Source organism: Cellvibrionales bacterium (genome assembly GCA_016713115.1).
GTDB lineage: Bacteria > Pseudomonadota > Gammaproteobacteria > Pseudomonadales > UBA7239 > UBA7239.
In genome coordinates, this window is sequence record JADJPU010000001.1 from 1,178,875 (window position 1) to 1,200,230 (window position 21,356).

The 21,356-nt window shown below is 52.9% G+C and carries 23 protein-coding genes; 6 read left to right on the forward strand and 17 right to left on the reverse strand.

Annotated elements, in window-relative coordinates:
- The first annotated feature begins 112 nt into the window (after positions 1–112).
- Positions 113–2,326 carry an adenylate/guanylate cyclase domain-containing protein gene (locus tag IPK30_05700; GenBank protein ID MBK8102775.1) on the forward strand — a complete coding sequence of 738 codons (2,214 nt, stop codon included), beginning with the start codon at positions 113–115 and terminating at the stop codon, positions 2,324–2,326.
- Positions 2,327–2,339: 13 nt separating this feature from the next.
- On the opposite strand, the gene IPK30_05705 is transcribed toward IPK30_05700, so the two are convergent.
- From IPK30_05705 to znuC, 6 genes are read right to left on the reverse strand one after another with little or no spacing between them, the layout of a single operon-like run.
- A complete protein-coding gene (locus tag IPK30_05705; protein MBK8102776.1) occupies positions 2,340–3,185 on the reverse strand; it encodes a FecR domain-containing protein in 846 nt (281 codons plus the stop codon).
- Positions 3,186–3,203: 18 nt separating this feature from the next.
- The gene (locus tag IPK30_05710; GenBank protein MBK8102777.1) at positions 3,204–4,547 is read right to left on the reverse strand and encodes a tetratricopeptide repeat protein; all 1,344 of its coding nucleotides are present in this window, start codon (positions 4,545–4,547) and stop codon (positions 3,204–3,206) included.
- 42 nt (positions 4,548–4,589) lie between these two features.
- Positions 4,590–5,357, reverse strand: a complete 768-nt coding sequence (locus tag IPK30_05715; protein ID MBK8102778.1) for an SDR family oxidoreductase — start codon at positions 5,355–5,357, stop codon at positions 4,590–4,592.
- Positions 5,358–5,381: 24 nt separating this feature from the next.
- Positions 5,382–6,173: an enoyl-CoA hydratase/isomerase family protein gene (locus tag IPK30_05720; protein ID MBK8102779.1), complete on the reverse strand. Its 792-nt coding sequence runs from the start codon at positions 6,171–6,173 to the stop codon at positions 5,382–5,384.
- 16 nt (positions 6,174–6,189) lie between these two features.
- Entirely contained in the window at positions 6,190–6,993 is an 804-nt protein-coding gene (locus IPK30_05725; GenBank protein ID MBK8102780.1) for a metal ABC transporter permease, read from the reverse strand.
- Positions 6,986–7,783, reverse strand: coding sequence for a zinc ABC transporter ATP-binding protein ZnuC (gene znuC, locus IPK30_05730; GenBank protein MBK8102781.1), 798 nt, complete (start codon positions 7,781–7,783; stop codon positions 6,986–6,988). Before znuC ends, IPK30_05725 begins: the two co-directional genes overlap by 8 nt.
- A 75-nt stretch (positions 7,784–7,858) precedes the next feature.
- Between znuC and IPK30_05735 the strand changes: the two genes are divergently transcribed.
- Entirely contained in the window at positions 7,859–8,731 is an 873-nt protein-coding gene (locus IPK30_05735) for a zinc ABC transporter substrate-binding protein (protein MBK8102782.1), read from the forward strand.
- Here the strand turns inward: IPK30_05735 and IPK30_05740 are convergent.
- From IPK30_05740 to IPK30_05755, 4 genes are read right to left on the reverse strand one after another with little or no spacing between them, the layout of a single operon-like run.
- Positions 8,728–9,180 (reverse strand): DoxX family protein, encoded by a 453-nt coding sequence (locus IPK30_05740; GenBank protein MBK8102783.1) that lies wholly within the window; start codon positions 9,178–9,180, stop codon positions 8,728–8,730. The two genes, IPK30_05735 and IPK30_05740, sit on opposite strands and share 4 nt — an antisense overlap.
- A 12-nt stretch (positions 9,181–9,192) precedes the next feature.
- Positions 9,193–10,764, reverse strand: a complete 1,572-nt coding sequence (locus tag IPK30_05745) for a fatty acid--CoA ligase family protein (GenBank protein ID MBK8102784.1) — start codon at positions 10,762–10,764, stop codon at positions 9,193–9,195.
- A 16-nt stretch (positions 10,765–10,780) separates the two neighbouring features.
- On the reverse strand, positions 10,781–11,287 hold the full coding sequence (locus IPK30_05750; GenBank protein ID MBK8102785.1) for a flavin reductase family protein: 507 nt from the start codon (positions 11,285–11,287) through the stop codon (positions 10,781–10,783).
- A 53-nt stretch (positions 11,288–11,340) separates the two neighbouring features.
- On the reverse strand, positions 11,341–12,828 hold the full coding sequence (locus tag IPK30_05755; protein MBK8102786.1) for a mechanosensitive ion channel family protein: 1,488 nt from the start codon (positions 12,826–12,828) through the stop codon (positions 11,341–11,343).
- A 233-nt stretch (positions 12,829–13,061) separates the two neighbouring features.
- Here IPK30_05755 and IPK30_05760 point away from each other — a divergent pair, with 233 nt between their 5' ends.
- Both IPK30_05760 and IPK30_05765 read left to right on the forward strand, forming a co-directional pair.
- Entirely contained in the window at positions 13,062–13,862 is an 801-nt protein-coding gene (locus IPK30_05760; GenBank protein MBK8102787.1) for a PhoH family protein, read from the forward strand.
- 110 nt (positions 13,863–13,972) lie between these two features.
- A complete protein-coding gene (locus IPK30_05765) occupies positions 13,973–14,311 on the forward strand; it encodes a P-II family nitrogen regulator (protein MBK8102788.1) in 339 nt (112 codons plus the stop codon).
- 6 nt (positions 14,312–14,317) lie between these two features.
- Here the strand turns inward: IPK30_05765 and bioD are convergent, their stop codons facing one another.
- The 7 genes from bioD to IPK30_05800 form a co-directional block, all read right to left on the reverse strand.
- Complete coding sequence (gene bioD / locus IPK30_05770) at positions 14,318–14,938, reverse strand: dethiobiotin synthase (protein ID MBK8102789.1); 621 nt, start codon at positions 14,936–14,938, stop codon at positions 14,318–14,320.
- Positions 14,935–15,279 (reverse strand): VanZ family protein, encoded by a 345-nt coding sequence (locus tag IPK30_05775; protein MBK8102790.1) that lies wholly within the window; start codon positions 15,277–15,279, stop codon positions 14,935–14,937. Before IPK30_05775 ends, bioD begins: the two co-directional genes overlap by 4 nt.
- Positions 15,280–15,283: 4 nt before the next feature.
- Complete coding sequence (gene bioC, locus IPK30_05780; protein ID MBK8102791.1) at positions 15,284–16,795, reverse strand: malonyl-ACP O-methyltransferase BioC; 1,512 nt, start codon at positions 16,793–16,795, stop codon at positions 15,284–15,286.
- Positions 16,792–17,946 (reverse strand): 8-amino-7-oxononanoate synthase, encoded by a 1,155-nt coding sequence (bioF, locus tag IPK30_05785; protein ID MBK8102792.1) that lies wholly within the window; start codon positions 17,944–17,946, stop codon positions 16,792–16,794. Before bioF ends, bioC begins: the two co-directional genes overlap by 4 nt.
- 8 nt (positions 17,947–17,954) lie before the next feature.
- The gene (gene bioB / locus IPK30_05790) at positions 17,955–18,974 is read right to left on the reverse strand and encodes a biotin synthase BioB (GenBank protein MBK8102793.1); all 1,020 of its coding nucleotides are present in this window, start codon (positions 18,972–18,974) and stop codon (positions 17,955–17,957) included.
- A 94-nt stretch (positions 18,975–19,068) separates the two neighbouring features.
- Entirely contained in the window at positions 19,069–19,407 is a 339-nt protein-coding gene (locus tag IPK30_05795) for a type II toxin-antitoxin system PemK/MazF family toxin (protein MBK8102794.1), read from the reverse strand.
- Positions 19,392–19,634, reverse strand: coding sequence for a CopG family transcriptional regulator (locus IPK30_05800; protein ID MBK8102795.1), 243 nt, complete (start codon positions 19,632–19,634; stop codon positions 19,392–19,394). The genes IPK30_05795 and IPK30_05800 overlap by 16 nt, the downstream gene beginning before the upstream one ends.
- Before the next feature lie 154 nt (positions 19,635–19,788).
- Here IPK30_05800 and IPK30_05805 point away from each other — a divergent pair, with 154 nt between their 5' ends.
- Positions 19,789–20,496, forward strand: a complete 708-nt coding sequence (locus tag IPK30_05805; protein MBK8102796.1) for a hypothetical protein — start codon at positions 19,789–19,791, stop codon at positions 20,494–20,496.
- 104 nt (positions 20,497–20,600) lie between these two features.
- The gene (locus IPK30_05810) at positions 20,601–21,296 is read left to right on the forward strand and encodes a response regulator transcription factor (protein MBK8102797.1); all 696 of its coding nucleotides are present in this window, start codon (positions 20,601–20,603) and stop codon (positions 21,294–21,296) included.
- Positions 21,297–21,356: the final 60 nt, after the last annotated feature.

Genomic DNA, 21,356 nt, shown 5'->3' on the forward strand with positions numbered 1-21,356 from the left:
TTGCCAAGAGAACTTTATTCTAGCAGCGTCTGTCCTGTGTGCAGTCTTACTCTGACAGCCGTCAACGCTGCTCGTATACTTGCCCGCTGAAGGATGGAATCACTGACAACATATGCGTTTGTTTTCACGAAAAAAATTGCACGAAGTGCGTGCGGTAATCGCTTTGGGCATGGTGCTGGCGCTGCTGATGGTTGGCGCACAGTTTTCGACCGGCTACGCGCGCCAATTGATGGATCGCTTGGATTTGATGCTGTACGACCTGCGTTTCAATGTCTTGCTGCCCTACAGCCACCCACAGCCTTCGGCGCAGCCAGTGGTCATTATCGACATCGATGAGCGCAGCTTGAAAGAGGTAGGCCACTGGCCGTGGAGCCGTAAAACGGTGGCCGAGCTGGTGGACAAATTGGTAGCAGCTGGCGTGGTGAGCATCACTTTCGATGTGGTGTTTTCCGAGCCGGAAACCAATATGGCGCAAGCGATTGCGGCCGAGCAGCCCGCGGGTACGGCACTGGCCAGTTCGTTACAGGCCTTGGTGCCGGCGTTTGACTACGACAGTCTGATGGCCGCCAGTATCGGCAAGACCGATGTCATTCTGGGTTACATCCTGCATCGCGGTGCCTTCCATACCGGCGTGATGCCGGACAGCCGCATCGAGATAGCTGTGGAGGATGTGCGGCGCACTTCGGTGGAACACATGGGTGGTTACACGGCCAGTATTCCGGCGCTGCAACAGGCAGCGCGCGCGCAAGGCTTCATCAACGGTGACCCCGACCCCGATGGCACGGTGCGCCGTGCGCCGCTGGTGTTGCGCTATGGCGATCAGCTGTACCCCAGCTTGGCAATGCAGACCGCCATGACCTACCTACTGCTCGACAGCGTCAAACCCGAAGTGATTGATGGCAGCATCCAAAGTTTCATGCTGGGGGATAAACAAATCCATACCGATGCCAAGGGGCAGATGTTGGTGCCCTACCGCGGACGGCAGGGCAGTTTCCCCTATATTCCTGCTGTGGATGTGTTGCAGGGCAAGGTGGATCCGAAGTTGTTGTCGGGCAGCATTGCCATGGTGGGCACTTCGGCCATCGGCTTGGTCGATTTGCGTACCACGCCGGTTGGCGCCATGTATCCGGGGATTGAAACCCAAGCCACGCTGGTGGATGCCCTATTGCGCGGTGCCGCGCCGTACAAACCCGACTTCGCCGCCGGTGTAAATGCCGTGACGATCCTGCTGCTCGGCATTATTTTGGCTGTTTTACTGCCCTTTCTCGGCCCCACCATGATGACGCTGCTGACGACGCTAATTCTGAGCGCTGCGGTAGCGAGTACCGTATGGCTGTGGCAGGTGCACGGTTTGGATTTGCCGGTTTCTGGCCCTCTGCTGGTGGTTTTGATGCTGTATGTGCTCAACATCGCCTTCGGATTTTTTACCTCTTCGCAACAGAAGGAACAGATCAAGGGGATGTTTGGGCAGTATGTGGCGCCGGCGCATATCGACCGCCTGTTAGACGACCCCGCAGCCCTCAGCTTCGCTGGCGAAAGCAAGAAAATGACCGTGCTGTTTTCCGATATCCGTGGCTTCACCGATATGTCAGAAACGCTGTCGGCCACCGATTTGAAAAATCTGCTCAACCGCTATTTCACGCCGATGACAGCAATCATCTTCGAACAGCAGGGCACGATCGATAAGTATGTCGGCGATATGATCATGGCCTTCTGGGGTGCGCCTCTCAACGACCCGCAACACGAGCTGCACGCCGTGATGGCGGCCATGTTGATGCAGAAAAAACAAGCGGCGTTGCGCGAGGAGTTCGAGCGTATAGGCTTGCCGGCGATACACACCGGCATCGGCATTAACACGGGAGCGATGAATGTCGGCGACATGGGCTCCACCTATCGCCGTGCTTACACGGTGTTGGGCGATGCGGTGAATTTGGGTTCGCGTTTGGAAAGTATCACCAAGTTTTACGGGGCTGCCATACTGGTGAGCGAATCCACTTATGCTGCCGTGCAAGAGGCGTTTGTGTGGCGCGAAGTGGATTACATGCAGGTAAAGGGCAAGAAGGAAGCCATCCGCGTCTACGAACCTCTGGTCTTGCGCGCGGAAGCCAGCGCTGAGTTATTGCAGCAAGTCGAGCAGTATGCGGCGGCGCGCGCAGCATATTTGGCGCGGCACTGGGATGAAGCACAGGGGCTTTATTCCGCCTTGGCAGAACAATCAGCTGTTTTTAAGAAATTGTGTACGATTTATTTGCAGCGCATTGCGCGCTACCGCAGCGAACAACTGCCAGACGACTGGTGTGGCGTCTGGCAGCATGACAGCAAGTAAAACCTCTACCTGATTAGCACTGGTAGGGATTTTGTTGGCAGTAGCAAGTGGTGCCTGGCACGCATGCGCTTTCACCACCAGCCGGCGTACCTGGCACGGCACCATCACCCTGAATTTCAGGCGGCAGGTCATTAATGATGTTGATAATGTCGGTTCCCGCATCCGCGCGCGCGCCGTTGTCTGTGCTTTCCCAAGTGACATTGTCAGGGATGCTAGGCAGGATGCCACGCAGATAATCTAAAACATCGGCGGGAGGCGTGGTTGGCTTGGAAGGGGCACTGCCAGTATTGATGACGCTGGCTAGGCCTGGTTGCGTCAGCACTTCCGTGCCGCCAGCCAAGCCGTTCACCACCACTTGGCCGTTGCGCAGAATGACAACGGTGCTGCCGCCATTGCGCACGAAGACGTCAAACACTGTGCCGCGTATACCCAGCGTGGCGGTGGGTGTGGACATGGAATAAGAGGATTTAGCGATTTGACCGGAGATCGTGCGCAAACCGCCCTTCACCAGCGACAGCACGGCTTCGTCTTTCTTATCGCCCTTGGCTGCTTCGCCGTAAGCCTGCACCACAAATTCGGCATTGGCACCCAGCGCCACCATTGCGCCGTCTTTCATGCGCAATTGCAGTTGGCTTTCATTACCGGTGGTGATGCGATCGCCAACATAGATGTCTGAGCGGCGGCTCAGTGCGCGGGCGGCATCAGTGTTTTGTTGCGCTTTGGCTTCGCCATTGGCCAGTAACACGACACCGGCGGACTGTGTGGTGGCCTGTGTGTTGAGAACGGCGGTGACCAAGCCCATGATCAAAGCGGCGAGTATGCCGTAGCGGGTGATGCGTTGTTTCATTGTCATATTCATAAGGCTCTCCCTAGATCATCAGAAGCTGTAGCGCAGGCCGGTTTGCAGGCGTGTGCGCTCGTAGGAATAGTAATCCACATCACTGTTGTTGCTATCGTAGATCAATTCTGTGCGTACGCGTAGCGGTTTGCTCAATTGCCAGTTCCAGCCTGTAGACAGTTGATAAAAGTTGTCGTCGCGCGTCTGTAGAAAGAAGGGATCTTCGCCGCGTTGGTGTGAGTTTTGTGTATAAGCGCGCGCGAACAGTTGGTGACTGGTGGAAATATCGTAAGCAACATTGTAGTAGAGACCAGTAAATAAGCGTGCGTTGCTGTTACCGCGCGAGTGAGTGGCATCTTCACTGCCTAACATGACTCCCACGCTTTGGGCGATGGCCCCGTCTTGACGCTGAAGCGCAAAATTGCCGATGTACTGGTTGAGGTCGCGGGTATTGTCGTCGGGGTATTTCAAACGATTGAGAAACAGACCGCTGTACAAACTCCACCCGCCATAGTTGTAGTGCGTCCAATCGACAGACAGGCTGTAGTAGTTCTGGAAATCGGAATCGCTGAGGCGGTAGTCCTGTGCAGTAAAGGTCGCACGCACTTGGTCCTTGCCGTACAACTTCACGATGCCAACACTGCCTCGATAGATGTTGTTATCGAAACGCGAGGAGCTAAAGTTGTTGCGTGCACTGTAGCCAACGCGTGCTTCAAAGCCGGTATTAGCGTCTAGTGGCTTGTAGTAGTTGAGGCCGGCTTGCAGATAGTCGTACATATCCGATTGTTGGCCTGCCTGTCGGTTCAGCACGATGAAAGGATCGGAGACAACACTGGTGGGATCAAACGCTGGATTATTGATAGCGCTGGCGGTTGTAGCCGAATTGACATTGCTGTCATGGCCGATGCCAGACTCGACAAAGCCGTTGAGAGTGCCTGTCTGATCCTTGCCCATACGCGCGAGATAGTGGTTCACTTCGCGCATGATGTAGGCGGGTGGCTCACTGACTTTCACTGCATTGAGTTGGCGCAGCGCGCTGTGTTCGTCGCCCAATTGGTAGTAGGCCTTGCCCAGCGCCAAGCGCGCACGGGTGTTGGCGGGTTCAGCCATTACCACACGCTCCAGTGCAAATTGTGCTTCATCGTACTGTTCTCGCTCGTAGGCGAGTATGCCGTACAGGTAGTCGAATTCTGGGGTGGCTTCCCACTTGGCGCGCATGCGCTGCGCCTGTGTCCATGCGGCCGAGGTGTTATTGCTTGATATTTCACGGCGGAGTGTTGAGAGTTCGTTTGTGTCCGCCGCCCACACGCCGGCACTTGTCGCTAAGGCAGCGAGAAAAATTAGCGGTTTCACGCGTTTGTCCATTTTGTCCATGTGACTCATACCCCATCTGGTTTCTTGTGATTAATTGCAACGAATTACCGGTCAATGTTGTGCGTTGCCCGCCTCTAAGAAAGCAGGTTTTTCACCCCCGCCGTGCACCAGCAAACTGCTACCACTGACATAGCTGGCCAAGGGGGACGCTAAAAAGAGGCAGGCGTTGCCGATATCTTCAGGGCTCGCCAATCGGTTCAGGGGGACGGTTGCTTCCACTGCAGCAATGCCTTGCTCGTCGCCGTAATGCAGGTGTGCCTGCTCGGTACGAATCATGCCACAGGTAACACCCACCACGCGAACTTTGGGAGCCCACTCTACGGCTAGAGATTTGGTGAGATTAAGTAGGCCTGCTTTCGCTGCGCCGTAAGCCGCCGTGCCCGGTGAGGGGCGCTCGCCAGAAACACTAGCGATGTTGATGATCACCCCGCCTTCCGCTTGCTGCTGCATCACGCGGTTGGCCGCTTGCGCAAAATTGAGAGGCGCTAACAAATTCAGTGCGATAATTTTTTCCGAAAAGCGCGGACTGGCGGTGGCAGCGTCTGTGTGCGGTGCGCCGCCAGCGTTGTTCACCAACACATCCACACGACCAAAAGTATTTTTCGCGTAATCAATTACGCCATTAATTTGCTCAACATCTCGCACATCAGCCGCAAAAAAAAGCGCACGATTGCCGTCCACTTCAGGCAGGGATTCCAATTCGCTGCGGCTGCAAATAATTACTGTAGCGCCCTGCGTTAAAAAGCAGCGTGTGATGCCGAGGCCGACGCCTTTGCCGCCACCGGTGATGATGACTACTTTGTTTTTGAAATTGGTCATATTTGTTACCTAAATAAAGAGAAGTTATTTGCCCTTGAATGCTGGGGCGCGTTTTTCTAGAAAAGCATTAATTCCTTCTTGCCCGTCGCCATTAGACGCAAGCTGCGCAATGTTTTTACCTTCCAGCGCCATCTGCGCTTCCGGCGTGTTGCTAAAGCTGGTTAGCAACAATTGCTTAACGGTGCCGATCGCTTGCGTTGCGCTATTGGCTAATGACTGCGCGAGCGCATGCGCTTCGGGCAGTAATTGATCCGCTGCGCAAACGCGCGTCAGCAAACCCCATTCCAATGCTTCGGCGGCCGTCAGTTTTCGATTATTAATCATTAATTGTTGTGCGCGACGCAAACCGATGATGCGCGGCAAAAAATAACTGGCGCCACCATCGGGGCTTAAGCCAGCACTGGTGTAAGCCATCGCAAATTTTGCATTGTCGGAGGCCAACACAAAATCGCCCGCCATCGCCAAACTAAAACCCGCGCCAACAGCGGCACCGTTGACGGCGACAATCAGCGGCGCGCGCATGCGCAAGAAAATACTGATCGCCGCATGTAAATAATCGGTGAGCTCCAGCAGTTTTTCACCAATCGCATCACCAAAACCAGAAAACGCTTTTAAGTCGCCGCCCGCAGAAAAAAAGTTGCCACCGCCTGTCAAAATTACCGCACGGATATTGCAGTCTTGTTCACAAATTTGTGCCACTGCGAGCAGTTCTTTTCCCATCGCCATGTCCATGCTGTTGGCTGATGTCGGGCGGTTCAGGGTGATGGTGGCAACGCTGTTTTCCAGTGAGAACAGTAAAGTGCTGTAGCTATTCATAAGTATCGTGCGTGTGTTAGGTGGATGAAAAATGCTGGCGACAACGGCGTGCCAGCAGCGTGTTAAGAAAGAAAATGCCAGCTACCAGTACGATGGAGGGGCCAACAGGACTGTTGCTGAACCAAGAAAGCAACAAGCCGCCAACAATCGCCAGCGCACCAATCAATGCAGCGATGCATGCCATTTGCTCTGGTGAGCGTGCATGGTGTTGTGCAATTGCCGCAGGAATGACGAGCAGGGAAGTCATCAGCAATACACCGACAACTTTCATCGCCACGGCAACAGCAACGGCCATCATCAGCATTAACAGTGTGCGTACGCGTGCAACAGGAATGCCTTCGGCTTGCGCGAGTTCTTCATGTATCGTCAATGCAATCAAGGGCTGCCATAAACGCCACAGCGCGGCAAATAAAATAACAACCAGTGCCAGCAACCACACTACATCGTGCAGCGAAACCGCAAGTAAATCGCCAAACAATAGCGCATCCAAATTCACACGCAAATTTGGCAGGGTGGAGAGCAATACCAAACCGCCGGCGAGTAAGGTGTGTGACAAAATGCCGAGCAAAGTGTCGGAAGAAAAAGAAGACCGCTGTTGCAAACTGGCGAGCAATAGTGCGAGCACAATACCAGCGCCAATCACGGTAAAAGTGATTGGCAGATGCAGCCATAAACCAATCGCCACGCCGAGCAGTGCGCTGTGCGCCAAACTTTCACCAAAGTACGCCATGCGCTGCCACACCACAAAGCAGCCGAGTGGTCCTGCGATTAACGCGGTTCCGATACCGGCGAGCAGCGGCAACCACAACAACTCAATCATGCGAACAACCTTTATGCACATTGCCGTGCACATCGTGATCGTGATCGTGATGGTGCGTGTAGACGGCGATGTCGTCGGCAATTTGTCGGCCAAATAATTGCAAATATTCCGGGTGCTGACTCACATGTTCCGGTTTGCCTTGGCAACAAATGTGTTGGTTCAAACAAATGACAGTGTCTGTCGCTGCCATCACCAAATGCAAATCATGTGACACCAACAACACACTGCAGTGGTAACGCGCGCGCAATTCCGTGATCAAACGATACAAATCTGCTTGTCCACACACATCCACACCTTGTGCGGGTTCGTCCAATACCAACAACTCGGGTTTACGCAGTAGCGCGCGTGCTAACAAAATGCGTTGCAATTCACCGCCAGACACTTTGTGTAGTGATTGTTGCAATAGTGAGGCAACGCCGGTTTCGGTGAGGGCTTGTTGTATGGCTGCTGTGTTTGCGCCGGTTTGTTGCAAAAAACGCTGCACAGTGATCGGCAGCAGCGGATTCAATGCCAATTTTTGTGGCATGTAGCCAATATGCAACGCGGAGCTGCGTACAATGTTGCCGCTCGTGGGTGCGATAAAACCTAGCAGTGTTTTGAGCAGTGTGGTCTTGCCCGCGCCGTTCGGACCGATCACCGTCACGATTTCACCTTGGCGCAAATCTAGGTTGATGTTGTCCAGCAGCACGCGCCCATCCACTTGTACGCGGATGTTTTGCGCTGACAATAGCGGCCTGCCAGAAGTGCTGGCTTCCGTTGCGGCGACGAATGATGCGGCAGGAGCAGGCATGCGGGCGATACGGTAACTGGGGCGCGAAATGATAACGCAAGCGCTTGAAAAACTGGCTCTAAAAGTGAGGAACCCATGAAGGTTGTGTGCGCGTTGCTGTGTGGTTGGCTAGGGTTTGTTGTTTCAGCGCAGGCCGCTGAGCCGGTGGTGCTGGTTACGGTGAAGCCGTTGGCGTGGGTGGCGCAGGCCTTGGTGCCTGCCAATGTGGATGTGCAGGTGTTGCTGCCTGAAGGCGTTTCCCCGCACGACTACCAACTGCGTCCCGCCGATGTGCAGCGAGTAAACAGTAGCGCGCTACTGGTGTGGGTGGGGCCAGTGCTGGAGCCGTGGTTAGCGCAGCTGGCCAAGCAACAGGCAACGGACAAGAGTGTGGCGCTGCTGCCGGATGTGTTGCATGCGGATGCGCACCATCACCACGAAGACGAAACACATGCTGTGCAGCACGACCCACACATCTGGCTGGATCCACTCGCGTTGCGCGATCAAGCCGGCGTTGTCGCAGCAGGTTTGGTGAAATTGTTTCCGGCAGACGCAGACAATATCCGTCAGCGCCAGGTGCAGTTTGAAAAGGAAATGACGGCTTTAGATGCGGAATTGGCAGCTAAATTTGCGCCAGTTTCTACACAAGGGTTTGTGGTGTATCACGATGGTTATCAGCGATTGGTGCAGCGTTATCACCTCAACCAGCGCGCGGCGGTTTGGCAGCATGAAAGTATCGCGACTGGCGCGCGCGATCGCGCCAAATTATTGCAGTTGCTCAACAGCGGCAGCGTGCGCTGTGTGTTTTATGAACCAGAGTACGGCGCGGATGCCGTCAATACTTGGCTGGGCAAAGCCTCGCTAAATGTGAAGATGGTTGAGTTGGATCCGATGGGCGCGCATGCAAAAAATTACCCTGATTTTTTGCGAGACTTGATTGAAAAAATGGCGCGCTGTTTGGCGGATTAAGCCCTAAACAACCCCGACAAGCCGTAGCGCACCAAGTGCGCTTTGCCATTCGCCGCCCACAGCGCCAGCGCGATCACACCCGCTTGCAACGCGATGCGCGCATACAACACCGCAGGAGGGAAGTTGTGACCGAACATCGGAATATTGTTTTGCAGCATGTGAATATTGGCAGGCAGTACAGCGAGGCAGTACGCAGCAATCCACAGGCTCACAACTGGACGCGCTCTTTTCACAAACAGCAGTGCAGCGAACAGTATTTCCAACACGCCGGTAGCTAACACCGTTTCACGCGGGTACGGCATCCACGGCGGTACGATGGCGGTAAAGTCATCCGTATAAAGAAAATGCGCTGCGCCACCACTGATAAAAAACAGCGCTAGCAAAACCACGCCCGCCCACTTTGCTGGCGACATGCGATAAACATCAACCGTGTTGCGTGTAATAGCCATTGTAATTTTCTCTCATGCTTTGCCGAGCGCACGATCGCGCAACACAAACTTCATCACTTTTCCGGTGGCATTGAGTGGAAACGCGTCGATGATTTCTACGCGGCGCGGCACTTTGTAATTCGCCATATTTTCTTTGCACCACGCGGTGATTTTTTCTGGCGAGAGGTTTGCGCCCGCTTTCGGCACGATGTAGGCCATCGCCACTTCACCCATGCGTTCATCGGGAATGCCGATGACAGCCGATTGCGCCACGCCTTCACAGGTGGCGAGCAAGTTTTCAATTTCAGCGGGATAGCAATTGAATCCGCCGACGATAAACATATCTTTCATGCGATCGGTAATTTTCAAATAACCGTCGGCATCCATCACGCCGATATCGCCCGTGTGCATCCAGCCATCTTTGTCGATCGTTTTGGCGGTTTCTTCGTCGTTGTTGAAATAACCTTGCATCACATTGTAGCCACGCACGATGATTTCACCGGCTTCACCGCGCGGCACTTCTTGGTTTTGTTCATTCACGCAGCGTACTTCCACATCAGGAATTGCGCGACCGGAGGTAGTAGCAATAATTTCAGCCGCATCACCGTCGCGGCACATAGTCACCATGCCGCAGCTCTCGGTTAAACCGTAAGCGGTGAGCACGGTTTTGAAACCCAATTCATTACGCATTTGGTGGATCAGCGACACAGGAATCGCCGCTGCGCCGGTAACCGCTAAACGCAAATTGCTGATGTCGTAATTTTTTAGATCAGGGAAAGCCAGAATAGTTTGATACAGCGTTGGCGGTCCTGGCAGTACCGAAATTTTATCGCTGCCGATGCGCACTAAAATTTCTTTGGCATCGAATACCGCCATCGGCAACATCGTGGTGCCGCGAATCAAACACGCCAACCAGCCCGCTTTGTAGCCAAACGAATGAAAAAACGGGTTGACGATCAAATAGCGATCTTTTTCCGTCAGGCGCGCCAGTTCTGACCACACGGCAAACACTTTGATGTTTTGCCCGTGACTGGTTTTGACGCCTTTGGGATTACCCGTAGTGCCGGAGGTGAAAATCAAATCAGAAATATCGCTGGGTTTTACCGTTGCAGTGCGTGCAGCCACATCGGCATCACTAACACCGCCACCTGTCGCAAGAAATGCTTGCCAAGAAATAGATTGTTCAGATTCGCCGCGTAAACAAATCATTTTTTGCAGATCCGGCAGTGATTCTTTTGCCAACATCGCGGGATAATCGAAGCCGAGAAAACCGGAAACGGTGAGCAATAATTTGGCGTTGCTGGCGCGCAATACATAGCCAGCTTCTGCACCTTTCATGCGCGTGTTCACCGGCACCAAAATCGCGCCCAATGATTGCAAACCAATTGCAGCAATAATCCATTCCGCAATATTTGGCGCCCACACCGCGATGCGATCACCGTGTTGAATGCCGGCGGCAATAAAGGCTTTGGCGGCGCGCACGCGCTCCGCTTCCAGTTGCGCATAAGTGAGACGGATATCGCCGTCTTCAATCGCACTGTGCGCAGAAAATTGTTGTGCGGCGTTTTGCACCAATTGGGGAATGGTCAGTTCAGCAAAATTCATAAAACAGATTCCTGCGTTAGTTCAGTTGACGGTATTGACCGTCGGCATAGAGCAATGGATTAACGGGCGTGGATTGCACGCGCACTTCGCGCACATTGCCCACGAGAATGAGATGTGTGCCGTGGGTCATTTGTGCAGCGCTGTCACAAAAGAAAACGGCCTGCGCATCGCGCAACCACGGCAGACCGTGCGCGCTGTCCCACTCTCCTAACGAGAAGCGATTTTCACCCGCTTGGCCGGTGGCACACAGCATGGAAAGATCGGCATGATGGGCAGACAGTACATTCACCACAAACTTGCCGCCACTTTGCAAAATATCGTGTAACGACGATTGTCCGTTGACGCACACCAGCAGCGAGGCCGGTGCGTCCGAGACCGAAGTGACCGAGGTAGCAGTCATGGCTTGGCGCTGACCACGGCTGTCCACGGCGGTGATCACACACACGCTGGCAGCCAAGCGGCGCATACCGGCGCGTAGGCCTTCGGCGGCGAGGAATTCCGTGGCAAGATCGTACAAAGTCATGGGCAAAAGCTGTGATCGTTTGTGCAGACAGGGCTGCATGATACCTGCGTGACTCAAATCCGCCCAAACAAACTTTTCATAGAGCCGAATAGCTGCATGGCTAAGCTGGAGCGTGTTTCGGTAGCTGCGCCCTGTGCCTGTGTCTCGTTGACTTGTTCGTTGCGTAGGCGGCGCTCCGCCATGATTTCGCTGAGGCTGTGCATCAGCGCAGGGCGGCGCTGCAGCAGTTCCGCCATGGCTTTTTGGGTGATTTCGTAGATAACGGCATCGGTGGCCGCGGTGACGGTGGCTGAACGCGCAACACCGGTGAGCAAGGACATTTCGCCAAACACTTCGCCCGGCACAATTTGCCCCACGCGTACGCTGTCGCCCTCTTGCTCCACGCTGGCGTACAGCAGGCCTTCCACTAACACGAACATGGAATAATCTTGCGCTGCACTGCTGTCGCCGTAGGAAAATATTCTTTTATCCTGTTGGATAAATTGTTCAACACCAGCAGTGACAAGAAATTGCAATTCTTCTTCGTGCAGTGGCGAGAAAATTTCTACGCGCTGCAACAATTTAATGCGCCCTGGCAGTGAGGTGCTCTCGACATCGCGCTGCGGCATATTCGCCAAATAAATATCTTGTTGTGGATAAGAGAGACTCAAACCCGCTTGGTGCAAATGATCCAGCACGCTGCTGAGCAGCAAATCTTTGGCGGGACCTGGTGAGCGCGCTGCCATAAAACTGATGCGGTAATCTACACCTTCTGGCTGCGTGTTAACGATGCGTACTTTTGGTGGAGGTGTGGCTAGCACAGGGCCGTTGTCATCAGCGGCAGCGAGTGCAGCCGCCAATAAAATGCGTTTGGCGCGCGCTGGCTCTACATCAAAACCCAAGGTGATATTCAGTTTTATTTCATGCGAGATTTTTGGTGCGGAATGGTTGGTGAGCACCGATGCGCCAATCACACTATTGGGTACATATACCGTGTTTTCTTCGGGGGTGAGCAATTTGGTAGTGCGCCAATTAATTTCCTGCACCAACCCGCGTACGCCTGCATCTTTTCGCAAAGAGGCAGGATGCACTGTAATAAAATCACCAATACCGTAAGGTTTGTCGATATTGACAGCAAGGCCGACAAAAATATCGCGAATCATGCTTTGCAGTGCCAAGCCGAGTACGATACCCACTACACCTGATGTCGCCCAGATGCCGGTGATCGGTTTTTGAAACACCACGCCGACTATGCCTGTTACCGCGATAGCAAAAATCAAAATACCGGTGACATTTTTTAACAAACGCGGCACTTGGTTATCGCCAAAGAGTGCCGCGAACATGCGGTCCCAAAAAATCAAATTAAACAGTGTATTAACAAAGTACGCACTCGCTAACCAGATTGCGCATTGCAGGCTGTAATACAGCGCCTTTCCTGATTGCGTAATTGCCTGTTGTTTGAAATCCGTTAATAAATCACCACAAATATAAGCGGCGAGTAGGAAAATAATCAGCAGCAAAAAAGCGCGCAGAATGGATGTATAGCTGGACCGTTGACTCATAATTGTTGCCGCAGGGCTTTGCCGATGAGAGGGACGGCTATTCTACCTCCATGTAGCAGCGCACGAAAAAATCTGGCGCATGATGCAATTTTCTGTTGACAGCCCTCTCATATCGGAGTCTAGTAGCGCAAAGTACGCGGTAGGGAAAGACACTTAGCGATGCAAAATAATTACAAATAAAAGACAGCAAGATTTTTGACGCATTTTTAACTGAACCGGGGGGTTCGTTAACCATGGCAAGAAAATCACACGCAAAGCACCAAGGCAATTCTCACAGAGATACCAGTGAGCGCGGCACGAAAGAGTCGCGACGATCGTCCCGCCGCCATCGACGAAGTGCCGATGTCGTAGAGATTAATCCTTCGCAACATCACCTCGACACCGCTTACGCCACGCAACGCATATTACAGCCACTCCTCGCTCGCACACCCGCCCAACAACGCTACATCTCTGCTATTCGCAATCACTGCCTCACCTTTGGCATCGGCCCCGCCGGCACGGGCAAGAGTTATTGCGCGGCATCGCTGGCGGCTGAGGCGCTGGAATCTGGGCAAATTGAGCGCATTATTCTCACGCGTCCAGCAGTGGAAGCCGGTGAGCAACTGGGTTTTTTACCCGGCGCGGTGGATGAAAAATTTGCCGTGTACATCGAAGCCTTTCGCGACATTCTCAACGAGCGACTCGGCGCAGGGACGGTGGACTATTGCATTCGTCACGGCCGCATCGTTGCCGCACCGCTCGCGTTTATGCGCGGCAAAACCTTCAGCCATAAAAACTTTGTAATACTCGATGAAGCGCAAAACACCTCTATCGCGCAGATGAAAATGTTTTTAACGCGCATCGGTGAGAACTGCAAAGTGGTGGTGAACGGCGATGTCAAACAGAGCGATATTCGTGGCGCCAACGGCTTGGCTGATGCCGTGGAGAGGCTCGCCGGTTTGAGCAGCGTGTATGTGCATGAATTTGAGCGCGGCGATATTGTGCGCAGCGGTTTGGTGCGCGACATTATTGACTGCTACGAGCCAGAAAACTGATTGTGGTTTGATTGCAATGGCTTTTTACACAGCCATTGCATAGACTGCCCCAAGAGCGTGCGCCATGCGTCGGTATGGCGCGCCGTCTTTTTACTTGCGGGAGTCTCACCATGAAAATGATCACAGCGATTATCAAACCTTTCAAATTGGACGATGTGCGCCAGTCTCTCGGTGAGATCGGCATTCAAGGCATGACGATCGAAGAAGTGAAAGGCTTTGGCCGTCAGAAAGGTCACACCGAGTTGTATCGCGGCGCGGAATATGTGATCGACTTTCTGCCGAAAGTGAAATTGCAACTGGCCGTGAAAGATGAGTTGGTGGATGCGGCTGTTGAAGCCATCATCAGCGCGGCCAATACCGGCAAAATCGGCGACGGCAAAATTTTTGTCACGGCTGTTGAACAAGTGATCCGCATTCGCACCGGCGAAACGGGTGCCGAGGCGCTGTAAGCCCAGTCAAAGCGCGATACGCGGCGCAGAAATTTTCTGTTCGAGCGCCGCAATGTTTTCTTCTAAATAGGGCATAGGGTTGCCGAAGTCGTTGGCAATCCAGTCATACAACTCGATGCCATCACGCACAATCGCTTCTGCCGCAAGCAGCGCGTGATTCAAGCAGCCGAGTTTCATGCCCACCACCAAAATTACCGGCAGGTTTAGCAGCTTCACCACATCGGCCAGTGTTTCCGTTTCGTTGATTGGCACGCGCCAACCGCCCGCGCCTTCAATCAGCGCGTAATCAAACTCCGTGTTATCCAATGTGTGACGAATGTGCTGCGCAATCTCTTTGGCAGACAAACGCACGCCACTTTTTTTTGCAGCGATATGCGGCGCAATGGCATCAAAAAAACAAAAAGGGTTCACGGCCTCGTAAGGCAACTGTACGGCCGAAGCTTGTTGTAACAACAGTGCATCGGCATTGCGCAACCCATCAGCCGTATTCTCTGCGCCTGCTGCTAAAGGTTTTAAGCCCAGTGTGCGCAAACCGCGTTGTTGTGCCGCGTGCAGCAATTGGCAGGCAGCGTGTGTTTTTCCTGCATCGGTATCAGTGCCGGCAATAAAAAAAATCTGTTTGCTCATGATGTTTTTATGCGCCGTAAGAATAGAAAAATTACAGCAACACCCATGCTATCGGCCACCATATCCAGCACACTGAAACTGCGCGTAGGCACAAAGTGTTGTATGCATTCGATGACAATGCCGTAACACACCAACCATGTTGCCAGTTTTTGCACAGAAAACCGATATTGATAGGCAAACCAAGCCAGTACCATCAATACAGCAAAGGTGGCGGCGTGTTCGGCTTTATCCCAAATATTAACACTGGGCAAATTGCTGGCCGGCAACAACATCACCGCAGTAGCCGTCAACCACAGTAACCAAAAAACGGTTTGCCATGCCAGCAGAGGAATTCGGAACAATTTGTTAGCGAGCGGTTACATACAACACCTCGTAAGTGGCAGGCAAACCGCGCGGCGTGCGATACGCTTCATAAGCCGCCATGAGTTTTGCCCAGCGTTGTTTTCCCATCAAACCCTGCGGGCGACCGGCATTCATATTGTGTGCGCCAATCGCCTTTAACTCGCGCGCTAAATCTTGCAGTTGCGTGTAATACAGCGTGTGCGTGGCGGTGACCGTTTCAACCTGCGTAAAGCCAGCTTGCCGTAAATTTGCCGCAATTTTTTCTTGTGCAATAAATGCATTGACATGTACTGCATCATCCACGGTGCGCCAACTCTGTTGCAGTTCTTGCAAGGTGTTTGGTAAAAATGTAGTAAAAAACAGTGCGCCATCGTTGCGCAAAACGCGTCGCCATTCGGCAAAGCAATGTTCAAGATGATTAGCCCATTGCAGCGCAAGGCTGGACAGCAGCCAGTCGGCTGATTGCGCAGCAAAAGGCAGGTGCTCCATATCCGCCTGTACACAGCGCAGAGCTTTTTCCTGTTGCGCCATGCGCAGCATGCCGCTGGCCATATCCACACCAAAAACCGTCAGCGCTGCATGCTGGGCTTGCAATGCGCCGCCAATAAAACCCGTGCCGCAGCCGAGATCCAACGCTACGCCGTGCATATCGGCTGGCAGCGTAGACAGCAACGCCTCGCCCACCGTTTTTTGCAATTGTGCCGCTTGGTTGTAGGTAATAGCGGCGCGAGAAAAAGAATCTGCCACTTGTGATTTTTTTGGCGTCGCATCGCTAGACGCAGACAGAAATTTCTGTATGCATTTAGCAACTTCTGCAGCGCGCGACACAGGCATGGCGTGGCCACATGCAGACAACACCGCTACAACTTGCTGTGCATTCAAGCGGCGCAAATGTTCGGCGATAGCAATGGGCGTGATGGCATCGCACTCGCCCAATACATGCAAGCCGCGTAATGGTAGCGTAGAAAACAAAGCGCGGTTGTCGATCTCACCCAACAACTGCAATAAACGCAGGGCGGTTTCTGAATTGCAGTCTTGAAGATTCGCTAGTGCAGCGAGCAGCGCGTTGGCGCGCTCCTGTTGCGCGTCGCCGCGTGTCTGCAAACCGAGAAAACGCTGCCAAGTTTTTTCCGGCTGCTGTGTAAAACGCTGGCAGAACTGTGTGTAATCTGCCGCAGGCATTCCCTCCCAATCATCCAACGCGGTGAAATGCACATTGCTGCCCAATGTAATCAAACCGGCGATGCGCGCTGGATATTTTGCTGCGATGTGCGTGGCGAGCATGCCGCCCAAACTCCAGCCGCCCAGCACGCACTTTTCCGGCAATTGCTCGACGATGTACTCCACTATTTGATTGAGATTTTCACAGGGTTCGTGAAAAGCCGCGCCAAAGCCGGGCAAATCTATTGTAAAAACTTGCGTAACACCGGCATCGTGCAGCGCGCGCAGCAAGGGTTGATAAACGCGGCTGCTAAAGCCCCAGCCGTGCATCAAAATGAGTGGTAAATCTTTCATGGATTCACGCGAAAACTATCGGCGATAGCGTTCAACAATTGCACAATATTTTCTTCTTCGTGTGTGGCAGAAAGCGTGATGCGCAAGCGCGCGGCGTTGTCTGCCACGGTGGGCGGGCGCACTGCCCCCACCAAAAAACCTTGCGCACGCAATGCGGCATCCATTTGCATGACACGCGCACTGCTGCCGAGCACCAGCGGTTGAATTGCGGTGGGTGAATCCAATAAGGGCAATGTGCGCAACGCGGCTTGCTGACGAAAAAATGTGATGTTGTGTTGCAGTTTTTCGCGCCGCCATGGTTCTGTCTGTAATAACGATAAAGCAGCACAGGTGACAGCGGCTTGTGCTGGCGGCAGCGCCGTGGTGTAAACGAAAGGCCGTGCAAATTGAATCAACATTTCGATCAAATCGTGTGAGCCGGCAACAAACGCGCCAAAACTGCCCAGCGCTTTGCCGAAAGTACCCATCAGAATCGGCACCTCGTTCTGCGTCAGAGAAAAATGTTCGCAACTGCCTGCACCATTTTTTCCCAGCACGCCAAAACCGTGCGCATCATCCACCAACAACAGTGCAGCGTGTTGCTGACACAGCGCAGCCAGCTTCGGCAGCGGTGCGATATCGCCGTCCATACTGAACACACCATCGGTTGCGACTAAAGATTTTTTATCCGCGCAGCGCAGCAAATGTTTTTGCAGGCTTGCCACATCGCTGTGTAAATAGCGGCGAAAATCTGCGCCGGAAAATAAACCGCCATCCAATAGTGAAGCGTGATTGAGTTTGTCTTGCAGTACGCAATCGCCTTTTTGCAACAGCGCGGTCAGCACGCCGAGATTCGCCATATAGCCAGTAGAAAACAGCAATGCGCGCGCGCGACCGGTGAATGCCGCGAGTTCTTCTTCCAGTTGTTGATGTGGATAAGAATGCCCGCCCAGCAAATGCGATGCACCACTGCCTGCGCCGTATTGTTCAGCCGCCGCGCACAGTGCTTTTTTTAATGCAGGATGTTGCGCGAGGCCGAGATAATCATTGCTGATAAACGATTTTTCTGGCGCTGCCGTTTGCACGCGCACGCGGCGCAACAGATGTTTGTCTGCGCGCTCAGCGAGCTGCTGCTGCCACTGTTCTTGCCACGATAGTTGCCAAAGATTCATGCGCGATGTTAGGCGCAAGCATCGTAAAACAGCGCGTGTTCTGGCGCAGGCATAGATGGAGTTTCCGGCACAGCGCGCAAGTGTGGATTGATACCCAGCTTGGCAAACAATTGTTGATCTTGGTGCGCGGCGGGGTTGGGCGTAGTCAATAGTTTTTCGCCGTAAAAAATAGAATTGGCACCGGCGAGAAACGCCAGCGCTTGCATCTGCTCGTTCATGGTTTCACGACCAGCCGATAAACGCACGAAAGATTGCGGCATTAAAATGCGCGCCACCGCGATAGTGCGCAAAAATTCAAACGGTTCGAGTTCGCCTTCGTGTTCTAGCGGCGTGCCTTCCACTTTCACTAAATTATTGATCGGCACTGAATCGGGGTGTGGATTTAAGTTGGCGAGTTGTTGCAGCAAACCGGCGCGATCATTTTGCGTTTCGCCCATGCCGACGATGCCGCCACTGCACACTTTCATGCCGGCGCTACGCACATTGTCCAGCGTTTCCAAACGATCGGCATAAGTGCGCGTCGTAATAATTTCGCCGTAGTATTCCGGCGAGGTGTCGAGGTTGTGGTTGTAGTAATCCAAGCCCGCTTCCGCGAGGCGTTGGGATTTATCGGCATCCAACATGCCTAAAGTCATGCAAGTTTCCATGCCAAGTTTTTTAACTTCGCGCACCATGTGCAACACATAGGGCATGTCTTTTTCAGCGGGTGAACGCCACGCTGCGCCCATGCAAAAACGCGAGGAACCGTTTGCTTGAGCGGTGCGCGCCTCTTCAATGACCTTCTCCACTTCCAGCAGTTTTTCTTTGTCCAGGCCGGTGTCGTAGTGGCCGCTCTGCGGGCAGTATTTGCAATCTTCGGGGCAGGCACCGGTTTTGATGGAGAGCAGCGTGCTCACCTGCACTTGGTTGGGGTCGAAGTGCGCGCGATGCACTTGTTGGGCGCGGAACAGCAGGTCGTTAAAAGGCAGGTCGAACAGCGCAAGAATCTCGGCGCGGCTCCAGTCGTGGCGCAGGGTGCTGGTGGTCATGGCGGCAGCTTGGGGTAGTTGTGAGAGACAGGGGCATCATAGTCGCGCAGCCCTTGTCGTCAACCTCAAAGGCGTGGGTTTGGTTGACTGCGACTTAATTGCCGATAATTTCGTTCAGTCCATCAATGATGTGTGCCAGCTCGCTGGAATCCATCACCCCAATTTTCTTGCCGATGCGTTCGGTGGAAAGTGTGCGGATCTGACTTATTTTTACCCATGACTGCTTGGGCAATTTTGATAGCAGAACCTCATGGGTCAAGGGAAATCCGGCGCGCGGCTCCTGACTGGTGAGCGCCATCGCAATAACAGTGCCGGAGCGTTCGTTGAAAATATCTTGACTCAGAATTAGTACGGGGCGCTCGCCGGCTTGCTCATGCCCCACCGTGGGATTGAGGTTCGCCCAGCGAATATCGCCTCTCAGTATTTTGGCCATGCGCTTAATTCCTCAGACATCCCTTCCTCTGCCAGCGCCTGTTCGGCATGCGGCTCAAGCTTGGCGCACTCCTCCGCCAAGCGGTTGCGCTCCAAGCGCTCCAGTTTTTCTTGCACGGCAGCTTGAATGGCGCGGCTGCGATTGCTGAACACTTGGCGTTTTACCAAGGAATCCACTCTTGCCAGCATCCCTTCTTCAATGGTGATGGCTATTTTGGTCTGGCTCATGTGCAGGCCCATAAAAGTATTCCTGTTCATCATACTTTTGTGCGGATACTGAAACAATGCCAGAAAATGACAGAATTTTTGTTTTGTCTTGTGGGTCGGAGGTAGAGGAACATGGAAAGCCCCCTCAATTCATCATGTTTTAGGAGAAACGGCCATGAAGAAATCACTGCTACTCACAACCCTGCTGGCTGCCGGTATTACACAAGTGCAGGCTGCACCTTTTGCACGAGCGTTTACAGATGGCTCACCAGAAAAGGGAGCCGTCACATTTACTTTTTCTGGTGATTGCTCAGGAAAAATTACCAGTGATGTATCCAGAATAGAAGCGGGTGTATACGACGATCATGCGAACAACAAGTTTTCGTATATCCGTGTTTATACCGTTGACTGGACAAACATGCTGCTGGAGGACATTCTCTATACGCAATCAGTGGGCAGTACCACCAATGTTTCTGTCAATAAAGGCGTGCTAAATGTTAAGTTCAAAGATACATCGGCTCTCCGCGCCGCATTGGATATACAGAAGATTCATGATTCCGGTGCAGATAGTGGTATCCAGTGTAAAAATGGCAGCACCTTGCACCAATTGGTCAATGACCAGAGCGGTGGCGCCTTGAAGCTGATGCGGGACACATCACTGACGGAACAAACGAGTCTTACACTAAAAGGCCGTGCCACCCCTTTTGATTACAAGCTGTCTCAAAAAATCAGTGGCTACCTGTATATCAGCAAACCCATCTGCGACATAACTGGCAATTCAACCGGCAACATCGCAACCGACACTTATAAATCCAGCTGTAAATTGCAACCTAAAGTCAAGGTAAGCATCTCTGTTTCAGCCAGCGGAAAAACCGATATTTGATTGGCAGCAAGAGCGGGAGCGGGTGATATATTGAATCCTCTTTCCGCTTCGGCTTTTCTCGTAAGCAAGGTATTCTTCACGGATTACCTTGCTTTTGTTTTTTTATGCACACCATTGCTGTAGTAGAAGATAACGCAGAATTGCGCGCTGATCTGGTGGAGTTTCTTCATCTGCGTGGATTTAATGCGCAAGGTTTTGAGAGTGCAGAAATGTTTTTCCTCACTTGGCCTGCTACGACTTTCTCTCTGTTGCTGTTAGATGTTGCACTGCCTGGTGCTAGTGGTTTGGAAATTGCACAGCGTGTGCGTGCGCAGAACAGCAAGGTAGGCATCATTATGCTGACGGCGCTGGATGCTAATGACGATCAAGTACAAGGCCTAAACATCGGAGCGGATATTTATTTATCCAAACGCAGTTCATTAGATGTAATTGAAGCGGCTTGCCACAGTGTGTTGCGTAGGCTTGGTCATGTGCAGCAGGCAGCGGAACACTCCACATTATGGGTTTTGTCTGCGTCACGCTGGCAATTACAAACGCCCAATGACACATCACTCGCTCTCACGCAAACCGAAGTGGCGTTGCTAACTACGCTCTTTGAAAATGCTGGGCAAGCGATCTCGCGTGAAGATTTATTATCGCGTCTGAACAAACCAGAAACCTTGTCAAATTTGCGTAATTTAGACAACACCGTCAGTCGCTTGCGGCGCAAAGTACAAACAGCTTGCGGCGTAGAACTGCCAGTGCGCTCAGGTTATGGCAGAGGGTATACCTTCGTTGGGCAGTGCGAGATTGCGCAATGAAAAAACACTATTTTCATCTACTGGTCTTTTGTGTTGCAGGGCTGTTTTCCGCGACATCTT

Excerpts from the sequence above, each read along its gene's own strand:
- IPK30_05700 (MBK8102775.1), top strand. The coding sequence starts at position 113 with ATGCGTTTGTTTTCACGAAAAAAATTGCACGAAGTGCGTGCGGTAATC.
- IPK30_05705 (MBK8102776.1), bottom strand. The coding sequence starts at position 3,185 with ATGAATATGACAATGAAACAACGCATCACCCGCTACGGCATACTCGCC.
- IPK30_05710 (MBK8102777.1), bottom strand. The coding sequence starts at position 4,547 with ATGAGTCACATGGACAAAATGGACAAACGCGTGAAACCGCTAATTTTT.
- IPK30_05715 (MBK8102778.1), bottom strand. The coding sequence starts at position 5,357 with ATGACCAATTTCAAAAACAAAGTAGTCATCATCACCGGTGGCGGCAAA.
- IPK30_05720 (MBK8102779.1), bottom strand. The coding sequence starts at position 6,173 with ATGAATAGCTACAGCACTTTACTGTTCTCACTGGAAAACAGCGTTGCC.
- IPK30_05725 (MBK8102780.1), bottom strand. The coding sequence starts at position 6,993 with ATGATTGAGTTGTTGTGGTTGCCGCTGCTCGCCGGTATCGGAACCGCG.
- znuC (MBK8102781.1), bottom strand. The coding sequence starts at position 7,783 with ATGCCTGCTCCTGCCGCATCATTCGTCGCCGCAACGGAAGCCAGCACT.
- IPK30_05735 (MBK8102782.1), top strand. The coding sequence starts at position 7,859 with ATGAAGGTTGTGTGCGCGTTGCTGTGTGGTTGGCTAGGGTTTGTTGTT.
- IPK30_05740 (MBK8102783.1), bottom strand. The coding sequence starts at position 9,180 with ATGGCTATTACACGCAACACGGTTGATGTTTATCGCATGTCGCCAGCA.
- IPK30_05745 (MBK8102784.1), bottom strand. The coding sequence starts at position 10,764 with ATGAATTTTGCTGAACTGACCATTCCCCAATTGGTGCAAAACGCCGCA.
- IPK30_05750 (MBK8102785.1), bottom strand. The coding sequence starts at position 11,287 with ATGACTTTGTACGATCTTGCCACGGAATTCCTCGCCGCCGAAGGCCTA.
- IPK30_05755 (MBK8102786.1), bottom strand. The coding sequence starts at position 12,828 with ATGAGTCAACGGTCCAGCTATACATCCATTCTGCGCGCTTTTTTGCTG.
- IPK30_05760 (MBK8102787.1), top strand. The coding sequence starts at position 13,062 with ATGGCAAGAAAATCACACGCAAAGCACCAAGGCAATTCTCACAGAGAT.
- IPK30_05765 (MBK8102788.1), top strand. The coding sequence starts at position 13,973 with ATGAAAATGATCACAGCGATTATCAAACCTTTCAAATTGGACGATGTG.
- bioD (MBK8102789.1), bottom strand. The coding sequence starts at position 14,938 with ATGAGCAAACAGATTTTTTTTATTGCCGGCACTGATACCGATGCAGGA.
- bioC (MBK8102791.1), bottom strand. The coding sequence starts at position 16,795 with ATGAAAGATTTACCACTCATTTTGATGCACGGCTGGGGCTTTAGCAGC.
- bioF (MBK8102792.1), bottom strand. The coding sequence starts at position 17,946 with ATGAATCTTTGGCAACTATCGTGGCAAGAACAGTGGCAGCAGCAGCTC.
- bioB (MBK8102793.1), bottom strand. The coding sequence starts at position 18,974 with ATGACCACCAGCACCCTGCGCCACGACTGGAGCCGCGCCGAGATTCTT.
- IPK30_05795 (MBK8102794.1), bottom strand. The coding sequence starts at position 19,407 with ATGGCCAAAATACTGAGAGGCGATATTCGCTGGGCGAACCTCAATCCC.
- IPK30_05800 (MBK8102795.1), bottom strand. The coding sequence starts at position 19,634 with ATGAGCCAGACCAAAATAGCCATCACCATTGAAGAAGGGATGCTGGCA.
- IPK30_05805 (MBK8102796.1), top strand. The coding sequence starts at position 19,789 with ATGAAGAAATCACTGCTACTCACAACCCTGCTGGCTGCCGGTATTACA.
- IPK30_05810 (MBK8102797.1), top strand. The coding sequence starts at position 20,601 with ATGCACACCATTGCTGTAGTAGAAGATAACGCAGAATTGCGCGCTGAT.